Here is a 17,734-nt window from a genome sequence, read left to right as displayed (position 1 = left end):
ATTAATGTGTTGTGGTATTAGCGAATAAAATCGCTTTTATAATTGGATTTTTACTTGTTCTATTCGCTATTAATTAATTACAACTGAAAAAGTTTTTTATTTACTTAAAGTCTTGTGTTTGTTCGTTTGAATTTATGACGTTCGATATAGCTTGTTTTAATTTAAACGTGAAATAATAAATTATCGATTTTATTTTTTCGCCGAAGTAATGTCAGTAAAGTTACCTGATTTATAATTTACGATTAAGTATTAATGCTGCTGCGATAATTCCCGCAAACCAAATATCGATAAATATCGCCATCAAAAAACTATGTAAATAACCCGACAACGCAAACCGGTGATGTGAAAATGTTCAGCAATAACCAGACCTTTGCTTAAATTTGAACAATATTGTTTGATTATAAGGTTATACGACTTAGCTATGTATTTCGGCGATTTTCAAATCACTCTGAACGGTATCAAGACAATAGCAATAAAGCGGGGTAATAGGTTTGTCACAAAAGGCCAAGCTCTGATACTCTCCGGTTAAAAATTCCGTGTCAGTGTAGGATTGGTCGCTACCAGTGCAGAGATCCCCACAGTAACGCTGACACATTTAACAAGAGAGAGGGTCGTATGTACGAGAATAATGCCGAATCCATTGGTAATACACCAATGATCAGACTGAAAAACATCTGTCCCAACGGAAATGTGTACGCGAAGATTGAATCGCGTAACCCAGCGGGTTCCGTTAAGTGCCGAATCGGCGCAAGCATGATTTGGGCGGCTGAAGAAAGCGGTAAGCTTAAACCAGGCATGACGTTGGTCGAACCTACCAGCGGTAATACCGGAATCGCATTGGCTTTTGTGGCTGCCAGTAAAGGGTATAAGTTAATTCTGACGATGCCTGCCAGTATGTCTTTAGAGCGTCGCAAATTGATGAAAGCTTTGGGGGCGGAAATTATTTTGACCGAACCACCTAAAGGCATGAAAGGCGCTATCGAAAAAGCTAAAGCGATTGTCGACGGCGATCCTGAAAATCATTTAATGCTACAGCAGTTTGAAAACCCGGCGAATCCTCAAATTCACGAAAAAACAACCGGCCCAGAAATTTGGAACGACACCGATGGTAAAATCGATGTGTTTGTTGCTGGTGTTGGTACCGGCGGAACAATTACGGGTGTTTCTCGCTATATTAAGCAGCAAAAAGGAAAAGCCATTACCTCGGTTGCGGTAGAGCCGGTTGACTCCCCAGTTATCACTCAAACCATCAACGGTGATGAAGTAAAACCTTCGCCGCATAAAATCCAAGGTATTGGGGCTGGTTTTGTTCCGCAAAACTTAGATCTTGAAATTGTTGACTCTGTTGAGCAGGTAACCAATGAAGAGGCAATCAATACCGCGCGCTTGCTAATGCAAAAAGAAGGTATTTTAGCGGGTATTTCTTGTGGTGCGGCTTTGTGTGCAGCGTTGCGTGTAGCAGAAAAGCCTGAATTTTCCGATAAAATGATTGTTGTTGTGCTGCCTGATTCTGGTGAACGTTACCTCAGTTCTGCATTGTTTGAAGGTATGTTTACTGAAAACGAAATGGTTCAATAATTAATTAACTATTTTGTATTTTTGTGATTTGAGAACCTCGGATAATTTTTTTGTTTATCCGGGGTTTTTTATAGTGTTCTCTTTCTCTTTCTCTTTCTCTTTCTCTTTCTGAGTGCGGTCGTTTTTTGTTTTTAAAATATTACAGTGTGTGCAGGGTAATATTTTTATCGAAATAATTTAATAAATAATTCTTTTGTCTGAAAGCGAATATTAACTATTGGCCGTTTTGATTCTGATTAGTGATCAAAAGCAGAGTCTTAATTTTGTTATATTATTTTCTTCGTTGTTATCATATTTTTTATAAATTGAGAACAGGGTACATTTTACAAAATTGATTGTTTATATTTGTTTTTCATGACCGAATATTTTGATATTCCCTGTTTTGATTTAATTCCTTATGCTTTTTATTGATATGTGAAGTGTATTTATTTTTTATTAAGGTTTTGTTCTTTAAAGTTATACTGTTAATTCGCTTATCTTCGAATTAAGCTGTAAACCTATACTTTGGTCTTATGTTTAATCGAAAAATCAGTTCTGATATTTTCTTTTTGCCCCGTTCGTTGGGTGGGTCGGTTTGTTGTTGATTTATCCTAGTCCTAATTTAATTACAGTGCATAAATTCAAAGGAACAAGCGATGTCATTTGAAAAAAATCAGTGTGAACGTGAGTTAGACGAATTTTTATCATCATTAGAAGAGCACAATATTTTTAAGAATAATTATTTTAACCATTTAACTGCTGTTAAGTGGACGCCAGATACTTATGAATTGTATCGAGCTAATTTTTTTTATCGAACCGAGTTGACCGTCAAAGGTATTGCTCACGTGTGTGCAAGAGCTTCTGAAGTCAATGATATGGATACGCTAATTCTGTTTGCTTACATTTTGGGTGAGGAAACTGGAATGGGAAATAAGGCTCATTGCCATGAAGTGTTTATGGAAAATGCCTTAAATTTATTTGGCGAAACTGAATTTGGCATTGCGCCATTAAAAGTCGTCGATGCGAAGAAAAGCCCATTAATTATTCCAGAAACACTAGCCTATCGCGAAAAAATACTGGATTTAATTACCAGTTCGTATCAGCGAATGTTGGGCGTTGCTATGGCGTTAGAAACCCATGCCGATCAAATGTTAACAACATTCAGAGAGGCGTTTCGATTAACGCGTAGAAAGATGGATATCGATATTTTTAAGCATGACGTTGAAGTGTATTTTAACGCTCACGTCGACAACGGTGTTGAAGAACGCCACGCGGCGGATGCCCGTCAATGCGTCAAAAACAATTGCCAAAACCTAGACGATTTAAATGAAATTATTTTTGGCGCAAATGAAGTATTAAAAGTTCAGCAGTCTATGTGGGACGCAATGTACGACAACACATTAAAATTAGAATCGGGTACTGTGATTGTTGAAGGGGAAGAGTATGCCTAACTCGAATTTTTCACGCACAGCACTCAAGTTGCGTGATTCCATTACTCACGGTACAAAGGCAAAAATTGCAAAACTCAATGCGCAATCCAGCGAACATGTAATCGATCTAAGTATTGGTACGCTGGACGACATTGCAGATAAACGCATCGATGCCTCCGTGATAGATTACATTAGCAGTAATCCAAGGGCGATTCATGAATTCGCACCTGTTAAGGGTTTCGATTTTTTACGAACCTCGATTAGTGAACGCGTCAATCGGCTCAGGGGCATTCAGTACGATCCAGAAACCGAGGTGATGGTAACGCCGGGTGGAATTAAAGGCGCGATCACAGTTGCCTTTCATACCTTTCTCGATCCGGATGATGAAGTTATTGTGCCACTGCCCAACTGGCCTCATTACGCCGATATGATTGAGTTACACGGGGCAGAAATGGTCGGCGTTTACATCCCAGATTTTTTTAGATCGTGTTTGTCGGCCCAAGCTTTATCCGAGGCAATTACAGACAAGACTAAAATGGTCATTTTAAGTGATTGCCTTAACCCGTCCGGTAAAATATACAATGCCGATGCCCAAGAGACGTTGGCAGAGGTCATCGCCGAGCACAATAGCGCGCGTGCGAAAGCAGGAAAGGCGCCCATTCAAATTCTGTTCGATTGCCCTTATGAATCCCATATTTTGGACGGGCCGGACACCATCGCCAAGTGTGTTATTACAACAGCCCAAGGTGACGAATACGCATTGCGCGATTGTACAACCATTGTGACCGGACCTGGGAAAACCTACGGAATGCACGGTGATCGTGTCGGTTACATTTGCAGTGACGCTCAGTCAGTGGCAATGATGGCGAAGGTGCAAGTCAATCTTAATTCGTTTGCATCGACGTACGCTCAGATTGCAACTCATACCGCTATGCAACCTTTTATGGACGAAGTCGCAAATGCACGGGCGATCAATTCTCGATTAAATTTACAGAGTTTTGTTGATCGTTTGAATACTATTGATGGCGTTACGGTTACCGTTCCCGAAGGTGGCTTTTTTATCTTTGCTGATATCTCACAATACTCTGAAAAAATTTCAGCGATGGGGTATGACAGCGCCGATCAATTTCTTTTGGATAAAGCGAAAGTGGCTTCCATTGGCGGTCATAACTTTTCCGGAGATGCCCAAAAACTGCGGTATTTTATTCGCATGAATAGTGGCAGAACCGCCGAAACGCTCGGCGAAGCGGCTGATCGAATTAAGCAGGCTTTGTATTCGCTCTAACAGTTAACCTGTAAAACCAACCTCAATTGCTTGAGGTTGGTTTTCAATACTTATAGAGAATATTTATGTCATCAACCAATCCCCTTCGATTTTGTATTGTTGGAACTGGGTTTTCTGGAACCGCGGCATTGGTTCATTTGGTGAAAGCGTTGATCAGAACAAAGCGCTCGTCCGATTCTATTGAGATTATTACCGTTGAGGAAAGGTCTAAGAATGGTCCAGGCTTTCCTTACGATTACGATGAGTTATTACCCAGTCATTTATGCAACAACCAAGCTGGAGTAATGTCGCTCTACGATAATGATTTCTACGATTGGATGTTGGAAAACAGAGAGTTTTTAATCAATAATCACTTTGAGTTAATCAAAGAGACTCATCCACTCACCCCTAAAGAAGAGTGGCTGCCCGATGCTGATGCCTTTTACCCAAGAGCGTTATTTGGCCATTATCTTGAAGATCGATATTATCAATATTTTGATTTAGCGAAAGATTACAATATTGATATCGTTCCATACAACGGTTATTCGGTTACAGATGGGTATCGCAATAACAACAAATTTTATTTAGAAATTATCAATAAAAGAAGCGGTAAGCCCGTTAAACTTGATGGCTTTCATCGAGTGTTATTGTCCACCGGGCACTGGACCGTTGCTTCTGCCAGTAATTCGGTGACTTCTAAAGAGCTAAATTCACCTTATCCGTTTTATCGGGTAAAAAGACGCATTAAGCAGTGGCTAAACGATGCCGATGGCAGAAAACTACGCGTTTTCGTGAAAGGAATGGGGCCCAGTGGAATTGACGCGGTTATGTCTTTGGTGAGCGATGGCAGTTTCCAATACAATACTCAAGGGCAAATAGTCGGTTTTACTCCTGCGGGCTTGTGCGATCATTTAGAAATTTTTGTTGGCAGCCGATGCGGTTTTTTCCCGGCAGTTCGCGGCGATAAGCCTGACTACGAATTCAAATATCTTACAGAAGATACCTTTACTGAGCTGGAAAAAACGGTAGGGCATAAGTTATTGCTCGAAGATATTTTGTCGTTAATTGATGCTGAGCTAAAGCACGCAACCTCCGACGAAATAAACTGGTCGGATGTTTCGAATCCAAAATTCACCAGTGCTTTTGAAAAGCTAAATTACGACAAAACGTGTTCGGTATCCAATAATTTAATTCATTCAATATTATTAAAAGTAAGACGGATGAAGTTTTATCGATATTTAAGTGGTACCGAAAAGCAGATGTACGACAAATTACTGGATACTCATTTTATTCGAACCGCCGTACCAATCCCATTGAGTAACGCTGAAAAGCTAATTGCGTTGTTTGAGTCTGGAATTCTCAAATCGGTAAAAATGGGTTACGACATTTCCCCTAATCCCATTGAAAGCGATAATGGCTTTGAATTGAGTTATTTAAACGAGAGCGGATATACCTACATTCCAATTGACGCTGTCATTTATGCCTCTGGTCAAAGTTTTAATCTGCACAGTCATCCTTCTCAGTTGGTTAAAAACCTTCTAGAAAAAGATGAGCTTATTGCGTATGAAGAAGAAAACTACGTCACAGGCGGTGTCTCTCTAGACAGTTATGACAGTTACCAAGTAATGTGTCGCGATTCAAAAACCGGTGTTGTTAAGCCCTCAGAATTTATTGCTTCCTTTGGCGTATTAACTCGCTTTTGGCAAAACGAAAGAAACTTCTCCGCAGCTTTTGTTGAGGCGGCTGTGTGGATGGCTGAGCAGTGGAGCCAACTCGCTAAAGTCGAACAGGATGATATCAACGTACGACAATCAGAAGCAGAAATTGTCGACTAAAACCGTGAGGAAAAATCATGGAAATGAAAGAGTTTTATTACGAAGATGGTATTCGAGTCAGTTTATTTAATTTAGATCATCAATCGGTGTCGTACCACTACCATCATACTGTTTCAGATATGATATATTGCGCTAAGGGCGCGATCGATATTGAACTACCGGATCTTCAAAAGATTTACCATATTGTTGAAGGTCAAACTTTTCAAATTCCGTCGTGTATAAAGCACCGTTTTGCTAACGGCATGAGTGTTGGTGAGCGCAGCCGTTATATTTTGTTACAACTTGGTTCTTTTGATATAGAGTTTGCAAGTAACAGTAGCCAATTAGAAGAAAGCCTACAAAATATTCATAAAGTTAACGAGCCCAGTAAAGCTGTCTATATTGAAGATAGAAAGAGTGATATTCTTAATGTTGCTGCGCAATTTTCAAACAAGAAACCCGACGTGTTAGATGCCGAAGAAGTCGGAGATGTAATAGCTGGGTTGCGGTGTTTTGTAAAAAATGGTGTTGAGGCGGAATTTCCGGGTTTGGAGCTAGAGACTGCTTGATAGATTATCAAATTTCAACCATCGTTATAATTATGCTGGTATTTATTTTTGCCGGCACAATCAAAGGTGTGGTGGGCTTAGGCCTGCCACCGGTTGTTTTGGGAATACTAACTGCGTTAACCGGTATTCATTCAGCGATGGCAATGGTGGCCTTACCTGCATTAATAACCAATTTTTATCAGGCCGTCAGCGGTAGTCACGGTAAGTTATTGTGGCACGACCATTGGCACTTTTTTCTCGCTGCGACGGTGTCAATCGCGTTAGGTTGTTGGCTGGCTTTACAAGTCAATCCGGCGAATATGTCTTTGGTGTTGGGCTTGCTTCTGTTTTCCTATGCGGCGTTGGGTTTAACCAAAATTACGCTTTCTATTGATAAACGCTGGGAGCCCACAGCCGGATTTACATTAGGTATTGCCAACGGTGTTTTTACCGGCCTAACCGGATCTTCTGCCGTCCCTGGCGTTTTTTATCTGCAATCGGTTGGTTTACCAAAAGACAAGCTTATCCAAGCAATGGGAATACTATTTACGTGTTCTTCTTTGGGGTTAAGCATTGGTCTCTTTTGGATGAATATCTTAACAATTTCTACCGGAGCAATTTCCTTAATTGCCTTGGTTCCTGCCATTATCGGCATGATGATTGGTGGAAAAATACGCAGCTTTATTTCCGTACAATTGTTCCAGCGGATCTTCTTTTTTTCTCTATTGCTACTTGGCGGCTACATTGTGGCAACTCACTTATAACAAGGTGATATTGTGCAAAGTACTCAATTTAACGAACTCATGATACGTCTGGAGCTTCTCGGTATTCAAAATGATGAAGAAGTCTCTGACAGAAAAAAGAAATATCTTAATATAACCCGAGATACGGGTGAACTTTTCTCGGTTTTAGTTAAGCTTATTAAACCTAAAAATATCTTAGAAGTGGGCACATCCAATGGTTACTCAACGCTGTGGTTTGCGGCGTCTATGAGTGAAGGTGGTTGCATTACTACCATTGAAAGAAACGAGAATAAAATTAAAGAGGCAAAAGCTAACTTTCTCGAATCGGGCTTAAATGAGCGTATTGAAATTGTCGCTGGTGAAGCAATGGAATTACTGCCACGAATGGAAAAGCGCTTTGATATTGTATTTCTGGATTCCGACAGAGATATCTACGAGCCATTGTTAAAAGATATTATTAGATTAACGGCATCGGGTGGATTGATTATTTTTGATAATGCTATTTCACACCGCAATGAATTCGACTCGGTAATGACCGCTTTCAACAATAACCCTGAGTTTACTTGCAGCCTTTTGACAGTCGGAAAGGGTGAGTTTTTAGCGTATAAACATTGATAGTGTATCGCCGTTTCTGGCGGCTGTTCCCTATGACCACAGCCGCTTGATATAGCGTTTTTATTTAATACGGCTGGAAATTGTTAATTTTTTGATAATGCTATGTTTTTGAGGCTCACTCTGCAGTTCAGTAGATAAGAAAACATCTGCATCTCGTTTTGTCGTTAGCTGCTCTTTGTGCTTACCTTTGGTGTCAGCTTTTTCAGATATAGCCCAGAGTTTTTTTGCGAATTCTCTGAGGTCTTCTGGCGTTGCATGAATAAAAATTTCTTCAGCTTTTGAGTCTTTTTCGATAGTAATCATATTTATCTTAGTGGCTGTAACGAGGGTATAAAGAGCGAAAGCTCTGCATTAATCAGAGCTTTCGACGATCTTTTCTTGGATTTTTTCTTTTGTCTGAACGTGCTAATTCGTGCGGTTATCGTTCGTACAAGGCTTCAATAGTTGCGGACTCGATGGTATTGGCGTTGATCATAAAACCTGCTAAGGCTGACGATGCATTCTCTGGCAGTTCTAATTTCTCAACTTTTAAGGCGTGAAGTTTAAACGTGTAATGGTGAACGCCGTGTCCTACTGGTGGGCAGGCGCCGCCGAATTCCTTAATGCCGTAGTCGTTTTCGATTTGCTGGCTGCCCTTGGGCATTGTGTTCGTCGAACTGCCAGCGCCTTGCGCTAATTCCTGAACATTCGCTGGAATATTGACTACCTGCCAATGCCACCAACCGCTGCCGGTAGGTGCGTCTCGATCAAATACGGTTAACGCAAAGCTTTTTGTGCCTTGAGGAGGGTTGGACCACGAGAGGTGTGGCGAGGTGTTTCCACCTTCACAGCCGAAACCTGTGAATTCTTGAGCTTTGCTCATCGACTCGCCATTTTTAATGTCTTCACTGGTAAGGGTTAGGGAACCAGCAAGTACAGAAAAAGATGAAAATAGGCTTAACGTACCGACAAGAAGACGTTTATACATAACAAATTCTCTATATATAGTATCGAATATTTTATGTTTTACAACAATGTTGATAATTCTACCAGGGTAGGGGAGTGAATAACTGTCTATTGCCCCTTATTTATTGGTTTTTGTGGTTAACTCGCGCGCCAAGCCAGCAGTGAATGTCTTGATTCACTACTCTTTGGTGGATTTAACGGAAAAATCAACCGTGCCGAAATTTTCGATAAAGCCGTCAACACGCTCTAATAGATTGGCTACCCTTTCAAGGTCGGTTTTTACTTCTTCGAACGTGTAATCTTCGTCACAGTCCGATTCTTCTACTTTGCTCAGATCGCTGGAGTAGGCTTGCAGTGAGGATTGGATGTAAGTGAGATCTTCGTAACTGAATGAAGACATAGACATTTGGGTTCTCCTTGAATTATATAATATTGTCCAAAAATGAGTGTACTGCCTTATTTACTATCAAGCAATACAACTCAATTGGACTCTAGAAAGCGTTTTTTTGTCTTATGCCTTATCTGATTGGCCCTTGTCCGTTTTTTATAATATTAAGGTGACACGAGGCAAATATGAGAATCCGTATGATTAATTCGCTGAGAAATTTGGGGATACGGTTTTGTAGTTTGCATTGTTTCTTTAATGCCTACATTATTTTTTTTGTAGCCTAACTTTTTTACCGAAATGCCTTCGTTTTCAATATTGCTCAATAATAAGCTTTTAGTGTTTACTTTTGGTTGCCCAAACAGTCTGTCATAGATTTGACTTTCGTCATAATCTAAATTGTTAGTGCTTTTAAATAAATGAAGTTCGTTATTTTGTATTTGGTACGACGTTTTTTCCGAATAATTCTGTTTTATTAAATGATCGTGATCATTCATGCTTTCAGAATGGTCACTTAATGAATGACTAATAATAACACCGTGAATATTCTTAGCGTCGATGCTAATTAAAGATTGCCCAATTTCTAGGTTAGAATCTTCAATGAAGATTTCATAATTAGTCAGATTTTTTCTTTTCGCGAATATTTTTAGTATGAGTGCTAGGTTTTCGAATGTGTAATCGAAAAGGTTGGGGGACGGTCTGCTGCTGTTGCCAAATCCAGGGTAATCTGGCGCAATAACATGGAAATCTTGCGATAATTCGCTGATTAATGAATTAATGGCGGATGTAGAATATGGAAATCTTTGCAGTATAAGAAGTTTTTTACTCTTATCTATCCCGGCTTCTCGATAAAATATATCGATATTTTCAATGTTTTCATAGCCGTATTTTATGGGTGGTAACTCAGACATAAGAATTCTCTCAAAGCTTGGTAAGTGTTGTTATTTTTGGCAGCAAGCAATTTAAGAGAATATTTTAAGTAACCATATTAATATGTCTATGATGGTTACTTAAAGAATTTATATCTTTTTCGTCCAATCTTAAGGTTTAAAATAACCGGGTGTACTACCAGACAAAACTTGACGTTTTATAGCCGAAGACATCACATTGTAACGATTTAATGGCAGGGCGCTTTTGACAACCGTAACAAACGTGTAATGGTAATAAATGCTCTTCTCTGGGGTGAGCAAAACGAGCCCCTGGTGCTTTTTCCCAGTTTTCTAATAAATCCTGACGGTTTATTTCATTACCATCGTATTTGCCAGTACAGGTTGCATTTAACCAACGGTCGAACTGTTCGTTTAATATTTTATTGTTGCCCGTTGCTGGTGCATAGAAGGCTTGCATATTGTGAAAGGAAAATCCTGAGCCTAATACCAAGATATTGTGATCGTGTAATTCGGATAAAACCTCTCCTAACTTAATATGTTCTGCAGGCGATAAATTAGTATTAATAGAAATTTGCAAACACGGAATATCCGCATTAGGAAACATTATTTTCAGAGGTACAAAAACACCGTGGTCGAGTCCTCGATTTGCGTCTAATTCTGAAGCTAAATTATTTTCCGTCAATTGTTGGTGTAGGGTTTGTGCTAATTGCGGGTTGCCCTGTACGGGATATTTTATTTGGTATGACTCTTCAGGAAAGCCGTAGTAATCATAAATTAATTCAGGATTTAACGAAGACGTAATTTTAAAAAGCTTTTCTTCCCAGTGTGCACTTACCACAATAATGGCGTCGGGTTTTTCAATAATTTCTGCAGCCTCTCGCATATTATGAATCAGTCCCTCATGACGGCGATCGCCTAATAATGGGAGCGGTCCTCCGCCGTGGGAAATAAACAGAGTCGATATGGCCATTTTAAAATCCTGGATTAGCAAATAGATGTGGATTTAAATCATAAATGCTTATCGAAATTACTTGAATAAGTACTGATTAAGGCACAACAAGCAGCAAAAATTATTGCTATAAAAATCAAAGAGTTGCAAGAACGGTGGAAATGAATAGAGTTTCTTGATCAGAAATTTTGATGGAAGGGGGTTAAAAAATCCTTTGGTCTCACAGGGAAAGAGACCAAAGGAAAAACTATTTATTAAATTTGTGTGCTAATAAACAGTTAAGCAGTCGTGAGTTTAACTACTAAGTTTGAATTAGTAGTTAGGGCCAATTGGGTAAATAGTTGGCAATGCCGCACTGATAGCAGTTGCTTCAGGAGAACATTCAACAGTACCGAAACCGCTAGCACTTACGCCGTTTTCGTCTAGATCGTGAACGATGTTGTCGTCGCCAGTTTCAGAGAAACCAATGCCTGGAGGAAGGTTATCTAGACCTAGCATGTCACGTAGGATCCATGCAGCATTGTGGTCAGCACATGGGTGAACTTCACCACCGATGCCTAATCCGCCGATAACTTCACCGTCGTCGTTGAATAGAGCCAAACCACCACCTAGAGCAGTAGCACCACCTTGGATGCGACCGATCATTGGGTCTTTACGGGTACCGAATAAACGAGCTGGGCCGCGGAAACCAGCGTCAGAAACTGGGAATGCATCTGGAAGGTTTTGGAACAAGCCGTTACGTAGAGTTGGTTGTGACAATTGTGGGTTTGAAACAACGAAGTTTTCTAGGCTAAGTGCGTTAACAGTAGTTGCTTTCGCAGTAGTTACAACACGACCAATTGGAAGTTGAGAAGAACGATCATCACCAGAGAAAACAACAGTGCGAACAACGTTGTCACGGTCAACGATTACTGCCCAGAATTCTAGACCTGCACCACCATTTACTTCAGCGCCTACAACAGTTTTAAGTGCACGACGTAGTTCACCGTGACTTGGAAGATCGTTACGAGCGTCAGCAGCAGTAGCAACAGTTGAAGCAACAGCAACCGCTAAAAGCGATTTGCCTACTTTAGCAAGAGTCTTTTGAAACATATCTAGCTCCTTGAGTTTCATTAAAGTTTGTTTTTTGTGGTTATGTCTTACGTTATTTAGATGTTTAAACATCTTTATTTTAAATAAAATAGATATTTTATTTATTCGGTCTTCAGCTGGCTTGTTGATTTAATGGTGTACTTATATCTTCCGAATTTTGTCCGACAGGAAATAAAAATCTTGCATTCACTAAGGTTAGCCCTATTAATACAAAGCCTAAGGCAACGACAAATAGAGTTTGATAAACCTCTACCCAGTCAAAAATAAAAGCAAGAATTAACGCACTAACAGCCTGTCCGGAGGAAAAGCACATTGTGGCAATCTGCCAAGCTGATGAAAATTGATCCTGTGATAAATTTTCTCGCAGCCAATTCGAAGTTAATAAAACAATATTAGGTAACCCAAACCCACTCAAAAGAGCGGCTATATAGAAAGCAAATTTATTTGGGAAAAATGAAAATATTGTTAACGCAATTACCTTCGATGAGAATAAAACGGCTAACGCTGAGCCATTTAAGTATCTTGGATATATTTTAGAAATTAACGGTGTGGATAATAAACCCCCAATTCCAAAAAAAAGCCATAAAGTACTACCTTCTTGGCTTCCCCATTTTAATTCGTTAGCTGCATAATCACTTAAATACACACTACCAGGAACAAAGCAGGCTGCAGCCATAGCGTAGCCTGCAATGACACAATAGGCTGCGGCGGGTAGGTTGGCTTTTCCCGTTGATTTTTTTTGTTCGTACGTAATATGCGAAAGTAAAAAAAGGTTAAATCCGACTGAGGCAAAAACAACAACCGATAGTAATTGTTGCTGCTGCAATAAATTTAATGGTAACAACATAAATGTTGCAGAAACCATTGCGCCAATACCAATACCTACAAAAGACCAAAGTGGGGTTTTTGCTTTTTGGGTACTGGTTCCTTTACTTACTGCTAAGACCGGCCCAGTAACCATCAAAGCTCCGCCGGCTGCGTTATAAAAGAAGCGGGTAAATTGCCAAGTGAAAACAGAAAGGTCGATCATCTCAATGACCTGACACAGTAAAGCAACAATGAAGCAAACACGTAAAGACATCAAAATGCCTAAGCGTTTGATCATTGGACCAGCCACAATTGCTCCGGTAACGTAACCCAGCATTAGAGCGGCACCAATAATTGTGGTTGCTTCTTTCGGAAAAATTTCCAACTCTACAGCTGTGGCCGCAAGAGGAGTAAATGACATGCGGCTAATGCCAATACCAATAAAGGTTGCGCTGAAGCCAATCCAGCGTGCAAACCAAATATTGTTATTGATTTGATGCGTTAAACTCATATTGATAATGCTAAATTAAAAAAAAGTAATTAATGCGCAATGCAATGACGAAGCGGCTGTGAAAATAGGTCGCTGATTAAATATTGAAATTTGAAGAAAAACTAATTTTGAATTTGCTGATATTAAACTAGAAAATTATGTCGGAATTATTGTGGCCATTATTGTTTATATTTATGTGTCTCTCATGAAGCTGGTATTATAACTATTTCCAACATAAAAAAAGTGCTTCCTCTCAAAAAAAGAGGAAGCACTTAATTTTTAATTTACCTTTTAATTAGCCATTGGCTTGGCTAACAGGTAATTCTTCAGAAGGCTCGTGCGAAGCAATGAAGTTTTGCTCAAAAATTGATTTCGCAGATTTCATTGCGTGGCGAACAATAATATCCATAGCACTGGTGAAGAAGAAGTTACCAACGGTTAGTTCACCCGAAGCGTATAGACCTTCGTGAATTGCACCTGTGCTTGTAGTCACTTGGTAAGTATCGGTGTCAATTTCAATACCGCCGAATTGTTGCGGTTGAACATCGCCACGAGAAACCAAGTTACGAATAAGCTTAGAGTCACTCTTCATTGGGTCTTTTGGAGAGCCTGTAGCGTAGACTACGTAACCGTACTCACGTTGAATTTCTTCGCCGTCAACATTTTGCGCAACAACTGGCATAGAGCCGTATTCTTTTGATACTCGGCTATCACCGCTGAAGAACTTAACTTGACCAGACTTGATGTAGTTAAGAATGCGCTCACCGTTTTCACTTGGAATAGAAACACGGTAAGACATGAAGGTCGCGAAGTATTCAGCCAAGAACTTCTCTTTGTCTTCTTGCTTAAGAGCAAGCCATAGACGCTCGATGATTGCGTTGGTTGAATATAGAACAGCTTGCCAACCGCGAGGCTTCTTAGCCATTGCTAACTCATGTTCGATAAACTCTTCGATGGAGTTTGGTGCTTTAGGCGGTAGAGGAATTTCTTCTCGCTCGTGATCAGGGTTGCACTCGAAATAGTATTCTAAATCTTTAGAAACCATGGTGATGATATCGTCGAGTGAAATCACTGGGTTTTCTGCAAGGAAAGTATCTAAATATTCGTTGTTCAGATATTTAGTTGCGAAGCGACCTTGTGTTCCGCGAATAGAAGGGAAGAAGCCACTGCGTGAGTAGACGTGAATTTCACCTTCGTGCCCTTCTTCTACCAAAGCAACAACTGCATCGATTGCACTCAATCGCGCACCAATGATTGCAATTGGTTGTTCTTTTTTAACGTACTTAGTTAGCTTACATACAGGGTACGGATTTGAAACCACAGAACCTAACGTTGCTGGTGATTCAATTTTTGAATTTGGAATGGTTCCGCAAGCCATTAAGACTAGGTCGGAGGTGATGTTCAAACTACAGCTGGTTTTGGTGACGTAAGATTTACCTACTTTAGATACGTCAACCGCTTCTGCGTTAATTTGTACGACCTTGATATTTTTCTGGGTTGCATTTTTAACAACTTTCGCAAAAGAGTGTTGTAAATACATACCAAACAGAGGACGCGGTGCATAGCTGTCTTCTGTCGCAGAATAACCTGGGAAACGGTCTTCCCAAAGATCCGGGTTTGAATGTAACCAGTCAAAGAAGTCACCTGGTTTATTAGCAAACGCAGAAATATATCCAGCTTTAGTGTTTAAGATATTTGATGCACTGTCTTCGTTATACGCAACACCTGGCCCGAAGTAGTCTTGTTTTTCGATAACATAAATAGTAGCTGACTGACTTTCTGGGTTATTGGTTTTTTCTGTGATGAAGCTGTCTAAAAAAGAAAGCGCTGTTGCACCCCCACCGACTACGGTGATGACCTTTTCCATATTACTCTTCCTATGCTAGATTCTTTAAAATTTGTTTAGTTTGTTTAATTTCGAATTATTTTTTATTTCTAGTTCCAAATGCTCGCCAAGCGTAAATTGACTGCAGTTGTTAAAGCACTAGTTACAGCTTATCCGCGAATAAAAGGACACATCTATTTGCAGATAGAATACGGGTGTGTTTAATAATAGAACCTCGAATTGGCGGGGATTCTATTGTATAACTGTTAAAAAAATATTTAGGCGGTTATGCAAATCTGTGTGAATTTGGTCACGCTTAATAGAATTGTGATTAATTAAGCGAGTAACTATTCGGAGATGAGATAACCTCGTTCATGCAGCAGAGCACTACTAGTACGACTTAAGAGACTGAAAGGTGATTCTATTTTTGTACACACAGTGTTTAAAAGTAGAAATAAAATAAAACCGCTCAGTTTTTGATAAATGTCTATTAATGTTTAAGAATGTGCTTATAGTTAAGTCTAAATACCAAGTGTTAGGTTTTTATTAGTATTCACTTGTGAAATCTTACTATACAGCGAGACATTAGTAGTTTGTGTATCGTCAAGGGCTAATAATAACGAGTAACATGAATCCACTTATCAAGTAGGTTGTATTAAAAAACATTCAATATTTTTTTGATACAGTCTAATCGTCACAAATTTATAAAATGAGTTCAGTGTCTCGAATATGTTATTTTTATTTTACCTGGATTAAATATTAAATATTTAATATCGAGTCCTACAGCAATTTTCTATTTGCTCGTTTTATATCGTAATCAACCAATTCTAAATATATAAATACGCTTCGGAGGTAAAGGTGGAAATTATCAGTACAGAGCAAGCTGCTGAATTAATTCAAGATGGTGCGACTATAATTCCTGGTGGTTTTGGCAGTTGTGGTCATGGTGATATGTTAACCAGAGCCATCGAAGCGCGGTTTGTTGAAACCGGCAAGCCGGAAAAAATTAACTTGTTATTTGCCTCTGGTGCAGGCGATAAGTCAGGAAACGGATTGGATCGCTTGGCCTACCCAGGCTTAGTTAATCAAGCTATTGGTGGCTTTTGGGCGTTAAATCCTAAGCTAACGGCAATGGGTTTATCTGGTGAGGTAAAGGCCCATAACTGGCCGCAAGGTGTGGTCAGTAACTTGTTTAAGGAAATTGCGCGCGGCTCTCTGGGCGTCATTACGCAAGTTGGTATCAACACGTTTGCTGATCCCAATATCGAAGGTGGTGCTTTCACTCGCGAAAAATCAGATTCTCTCGTTGAAGAGCTGATGATTAAAGGGGAGCGCTACTTACTTTATCCTTCGCAAAAAATTGATGTTGCGCTATTGCGCGGGACAAAAGCAGACGAAGACGGAAATATTTCGTTTGAAGACGAAGTGTCTTACATGGATTCTCTGGCGCAAGCGCAAGCTGCCAAGAACTCTGGCGGTATCGTAATTGTTCAAGTAAAAGAAGTGGTTAAGCGAAAATCACTCAACCCTTATTACGTGAAAATCCCTGGATTTTTAGTAGATTACGTTGTTATCGCCGAAGAAAAAGATCACCCACAAACTTATGGTCGCGCGCTGGCTCAGGCAAGTGATGCAGCCGCTTCGGCTTCAGAAACTATCGACCTTGCAAAGTCAATTATCGTTCGCCGTGGTATGAAGGTTCTGAACGAGATTGACGGTGGTTGCGTCAATTTGGGAATTGGAATTCCTGCATTAATTGGTGAGCAAATGCGACTAAATGACGATGGTAAATTTGCATTAACCATTGAATCGGGTGTTATCGGTGGTAACCCTGAAAGCGATTTATCGTTTGGTGCTTCAACAAATCCAGACGCAATGATGGAGCAGTCTGAATTATTTAATATTTATGATGGCGGCGGCATTGCAATTTCTTTCCTTGGATTTGCGCAAGCGGATCAACAAGGAAACGTAAACGTGAGCCGATTCGGCAAGCGTATGCCGGGCGCTGGCGGCTTCGTAAATATTTCTCAGTCTGCGAAAAACCTGTGTTTTTGCGGTACCTTTACTACAGGTGGCCTTAAGGTCGCCGTCGAAAATGGTGAGTTAAAAATTCTTCAGGAAGGTGCTACGCGTAAGTTTGTCGACGTTGTTGAACAAATTACATTTAGTTCCAGTTCCGGTAATTTTAGCAACAGAACTGTTTTATTTATTACCGAACGTGCAGTATTCCAGTTGAAAAATTGTGCTTTGGAGTTAATCGAGATTGCACCGGGCATCAATGTGGAAGACTTACAAGCGGTAATGGATTGTGCATTTAATGTTTCATCTGATCTGAAATTGATGAGTATTGAAGGGTAGGTTTGTTACGGTATTTCAGCAA

At 39.9% G+C, this 17,734-nt stretch carries 16 protein-coding genes; 8 read left to right on the top strand and 8 right to left on the bottom strand.

Annotated elements, in window-relative coordinates:
- The first annotated feature begins 615 nt into the window (after nt 1–615).
- The 7 genes from cysK (at nt 616) to LU361_RS02840 (ending at nt 7,971) form a co-directional block, all read left to right on the top strand.
- Nucleotides 616–1,578: a cysteine synthase A gene (gene cysK / locus LU361_RS02870; protein ID WP_233086806.1), complete on the top strand. Its 963-nt coding sequence runs from the start codon at nt 616–618 to the stop codon at nt 1,576–1,578.
- Nucleotides 1,579–2,213: 635 nt separating this feature from the next.
- Nucleotides 2,214–3,008, top strand: coding sequence for an iron-containing redox enzyme family protein (locus tag LU361_RS02865; RefSeq protein WP_233086805.1), 795 nt, complete (start codon nt 2,214–2,216; stop codon nt 3,006–3,008).
- A complete protein-coding gene (locus LU361_RS02860; protein ID WP_233086804.1) occupies nt 3,001–4,272 on the top strand; it encodes a pyridoxal phosphate-dependent aminotransferase in 1,272 nt (423 codons plus the stop codon). The genes LU361_RS02865 and LU361_RS02860 overlap by 8 nt, the downstream gene beginning before the upstream one ends.
- Nucleotides 4,273–4,337: 65 nt before the next feature.
- Nucleotides 4,338–6,086 (top strand): FAD/NAD(P)-binding protein, encoded by a 1,749-nt coding sequence (locus tag LU361_RS02855; RefSeq protein ID WP_233086803.1) that lies wholly within the window; start codon nt 4,338–4,340, stop codon nt 6,084–6,086.
- A 17-nt stretch (nt 6,087–6,103) separates the two neighbouring features.
- On the top strand, nt 6,104–6,634 hold the full coding sequence (locus LU361_RS02850; protein ID WP_233086802.1) for a cupin domain-containing protein: 531 nt from the start codon (nt 6,104–6,106) through the stop codon (nt 6,632–6,634).
- Nucleotides 6,635–6,666: 32 nt separating this feature from the next.
- The gene (locus LU361_RS02845; RefSeq protein ID WP_233086801.1) at nt 6,667–7,377 is read left to right on the top strand and encodes a sulfite exporter TauE/SafE family protein; all 711 of its coding nucleotides are present in this window, start codon (nt 6,667–6,669) and stop codon (nt 7,375–7,377) included.
- Nucleotides 7,378–7,389: 12 nt separating this feature from the next.
- Nucleotides 7,390–7,971, top strand: a complete 582-nt coding sequence (locus tag LU361_RS02840) for an O-methyltransferase (RefSeq protein ID WP_233086800.1) — start codon at nt 7,390–7,392, stop codon at nt 7,969–7,971.
- Nucleotides 7,972–8,031: 60 nt separating this feature from the next.
- Here LU361_RS02840 and LU361_RS02835 read toward each other — a convergent pair whose 3' ends face one another.
- From LU361_RS02835 to LU361_RS02800, 8 genes are all read right to left on the bottom strand, one after another.
- Nucleotides 8,032–8,274: a hypothetical protein gene (locus LU361_RS02835; RefSeq protein ID WP_233086799.1), complete on the bottom strand. Its 243-nt coding sequence runs from the start codon at nt 8,272–8,274 to the stop codon at nt 8,032–8,034.
- Nucleotides 8,275–8,389: 115 nt separating this feature from the next.
- The gene (locus tag LU361_RS02830; protein WP_233086798.1) at nt 8,390–8,938 is read right to left on the bottom strand and encodes a YbhB/YbcL family Raf kinase inhibitor-like protein; all 549 of its coding nucleotides are present in this window, start codon (nt 8,936–8,938) and stop codon (nt 8,390–8,392) included.
- Nucleotides 8,939–9,094: 156 nt separating this feature from the next.
- Entirely contained in the window at nt 9,095–9,322 is a 228-nt protein-coding gene (locus tag LU361_RS02825; RefSeq protein ID WP_233086797.1) for a hypothetical protein, read from the bottom strand.
- 146 nt (nt 9,323–9,468) lie between these two features.
- Nucleotides 9,469–10,212, bottom strand: a complete 744-nt coding sequence (locus LU361_RS02820) for an alpha/beta fold hydrolase (protein ID WP_233086796.1) — start codon at nt 10,210–10,212, stop codon at nt 9,469–9,471.
- A 154-nt stretch (nt 10,213–10,366) separates the two neighbouring features.
- Nucleotides 10,367–11,161, bottom strand: coding sequence for a DODA-type extradiol aromatic ring-opening family dioxygenase (locus LU361_RS02815; protein WP_233086795.1), 795 nt, complete (start codon nt 11,159–11,161; stop codon nt 10,367–10,369).
- 291 nt (nt 11,162–11,452) lie between these two features.
- Nucleotides 11,453–12,232, bottom strand: a complete 780-nt coding sequence (locus tag LU361_RS02810; RefSeq protein WP_233086794.1) for a hypothetical protein — start codon at nt 12,230–12,232, stop codon at nt 11,453–11,455.
- Between the two features lie 112 nt (nt 12,233–12,344).
- Nucleotides 12,345–13,550 carry an MFS transporter gene (locus LU361_RS02805; RefSeq protein ID WP_233086793.1) on the bottom strand — a complete coding sequence of 402 codons (1,206 nt, stop codon included), beginning with the start codon at nt 13,548–13,550 and terminating at the stop codon, nt 12,345–12,347.
- 274 nt (nt 13,551–13,824) lie between these two features.
- Nucleotides 13,825–15,396, bottom strand: coding sequence for an FAD/NAD(P)-binding protein (locus LU361_RS02800; protein WP_233086792.1), 1,572 nt, complete (start codon nt 15,394–15,396; stop codon nt 13,825–13,827).
- Between the two features lie 816 nt (nt 15,397–16,212).
- Between LU361_RS02800 and LU361_RS02795 the strand changes: the two genes are divergently transcribed.
- On the top strand, nt 16,213–17,712 hold the full coding sequence (locus LU361_RS02795; protein ID WP_233086791.1) for a malonate decarboxylase subunit alpha: 1,500 nt from the start codon (nt 16,213–16,215) through the stop codon (nt 17,710–17,712).
- Nucleotides 17,713–17,734: the final 22 nt, after the last annotated feature.

This window comes from Sessilibacter corallicola (assembly GCF_021290925.1).
Classification (GTDB): Bacteria; Pseudomonadota; Gammaproteobacteria; order Pseudomonadales; family Cellvibrionaceae; genus Sessilibacter; species Sessilibacter corallicola.
This window is presented reverse-complemented; position numbering and strand designations above follow the sequence as displayed.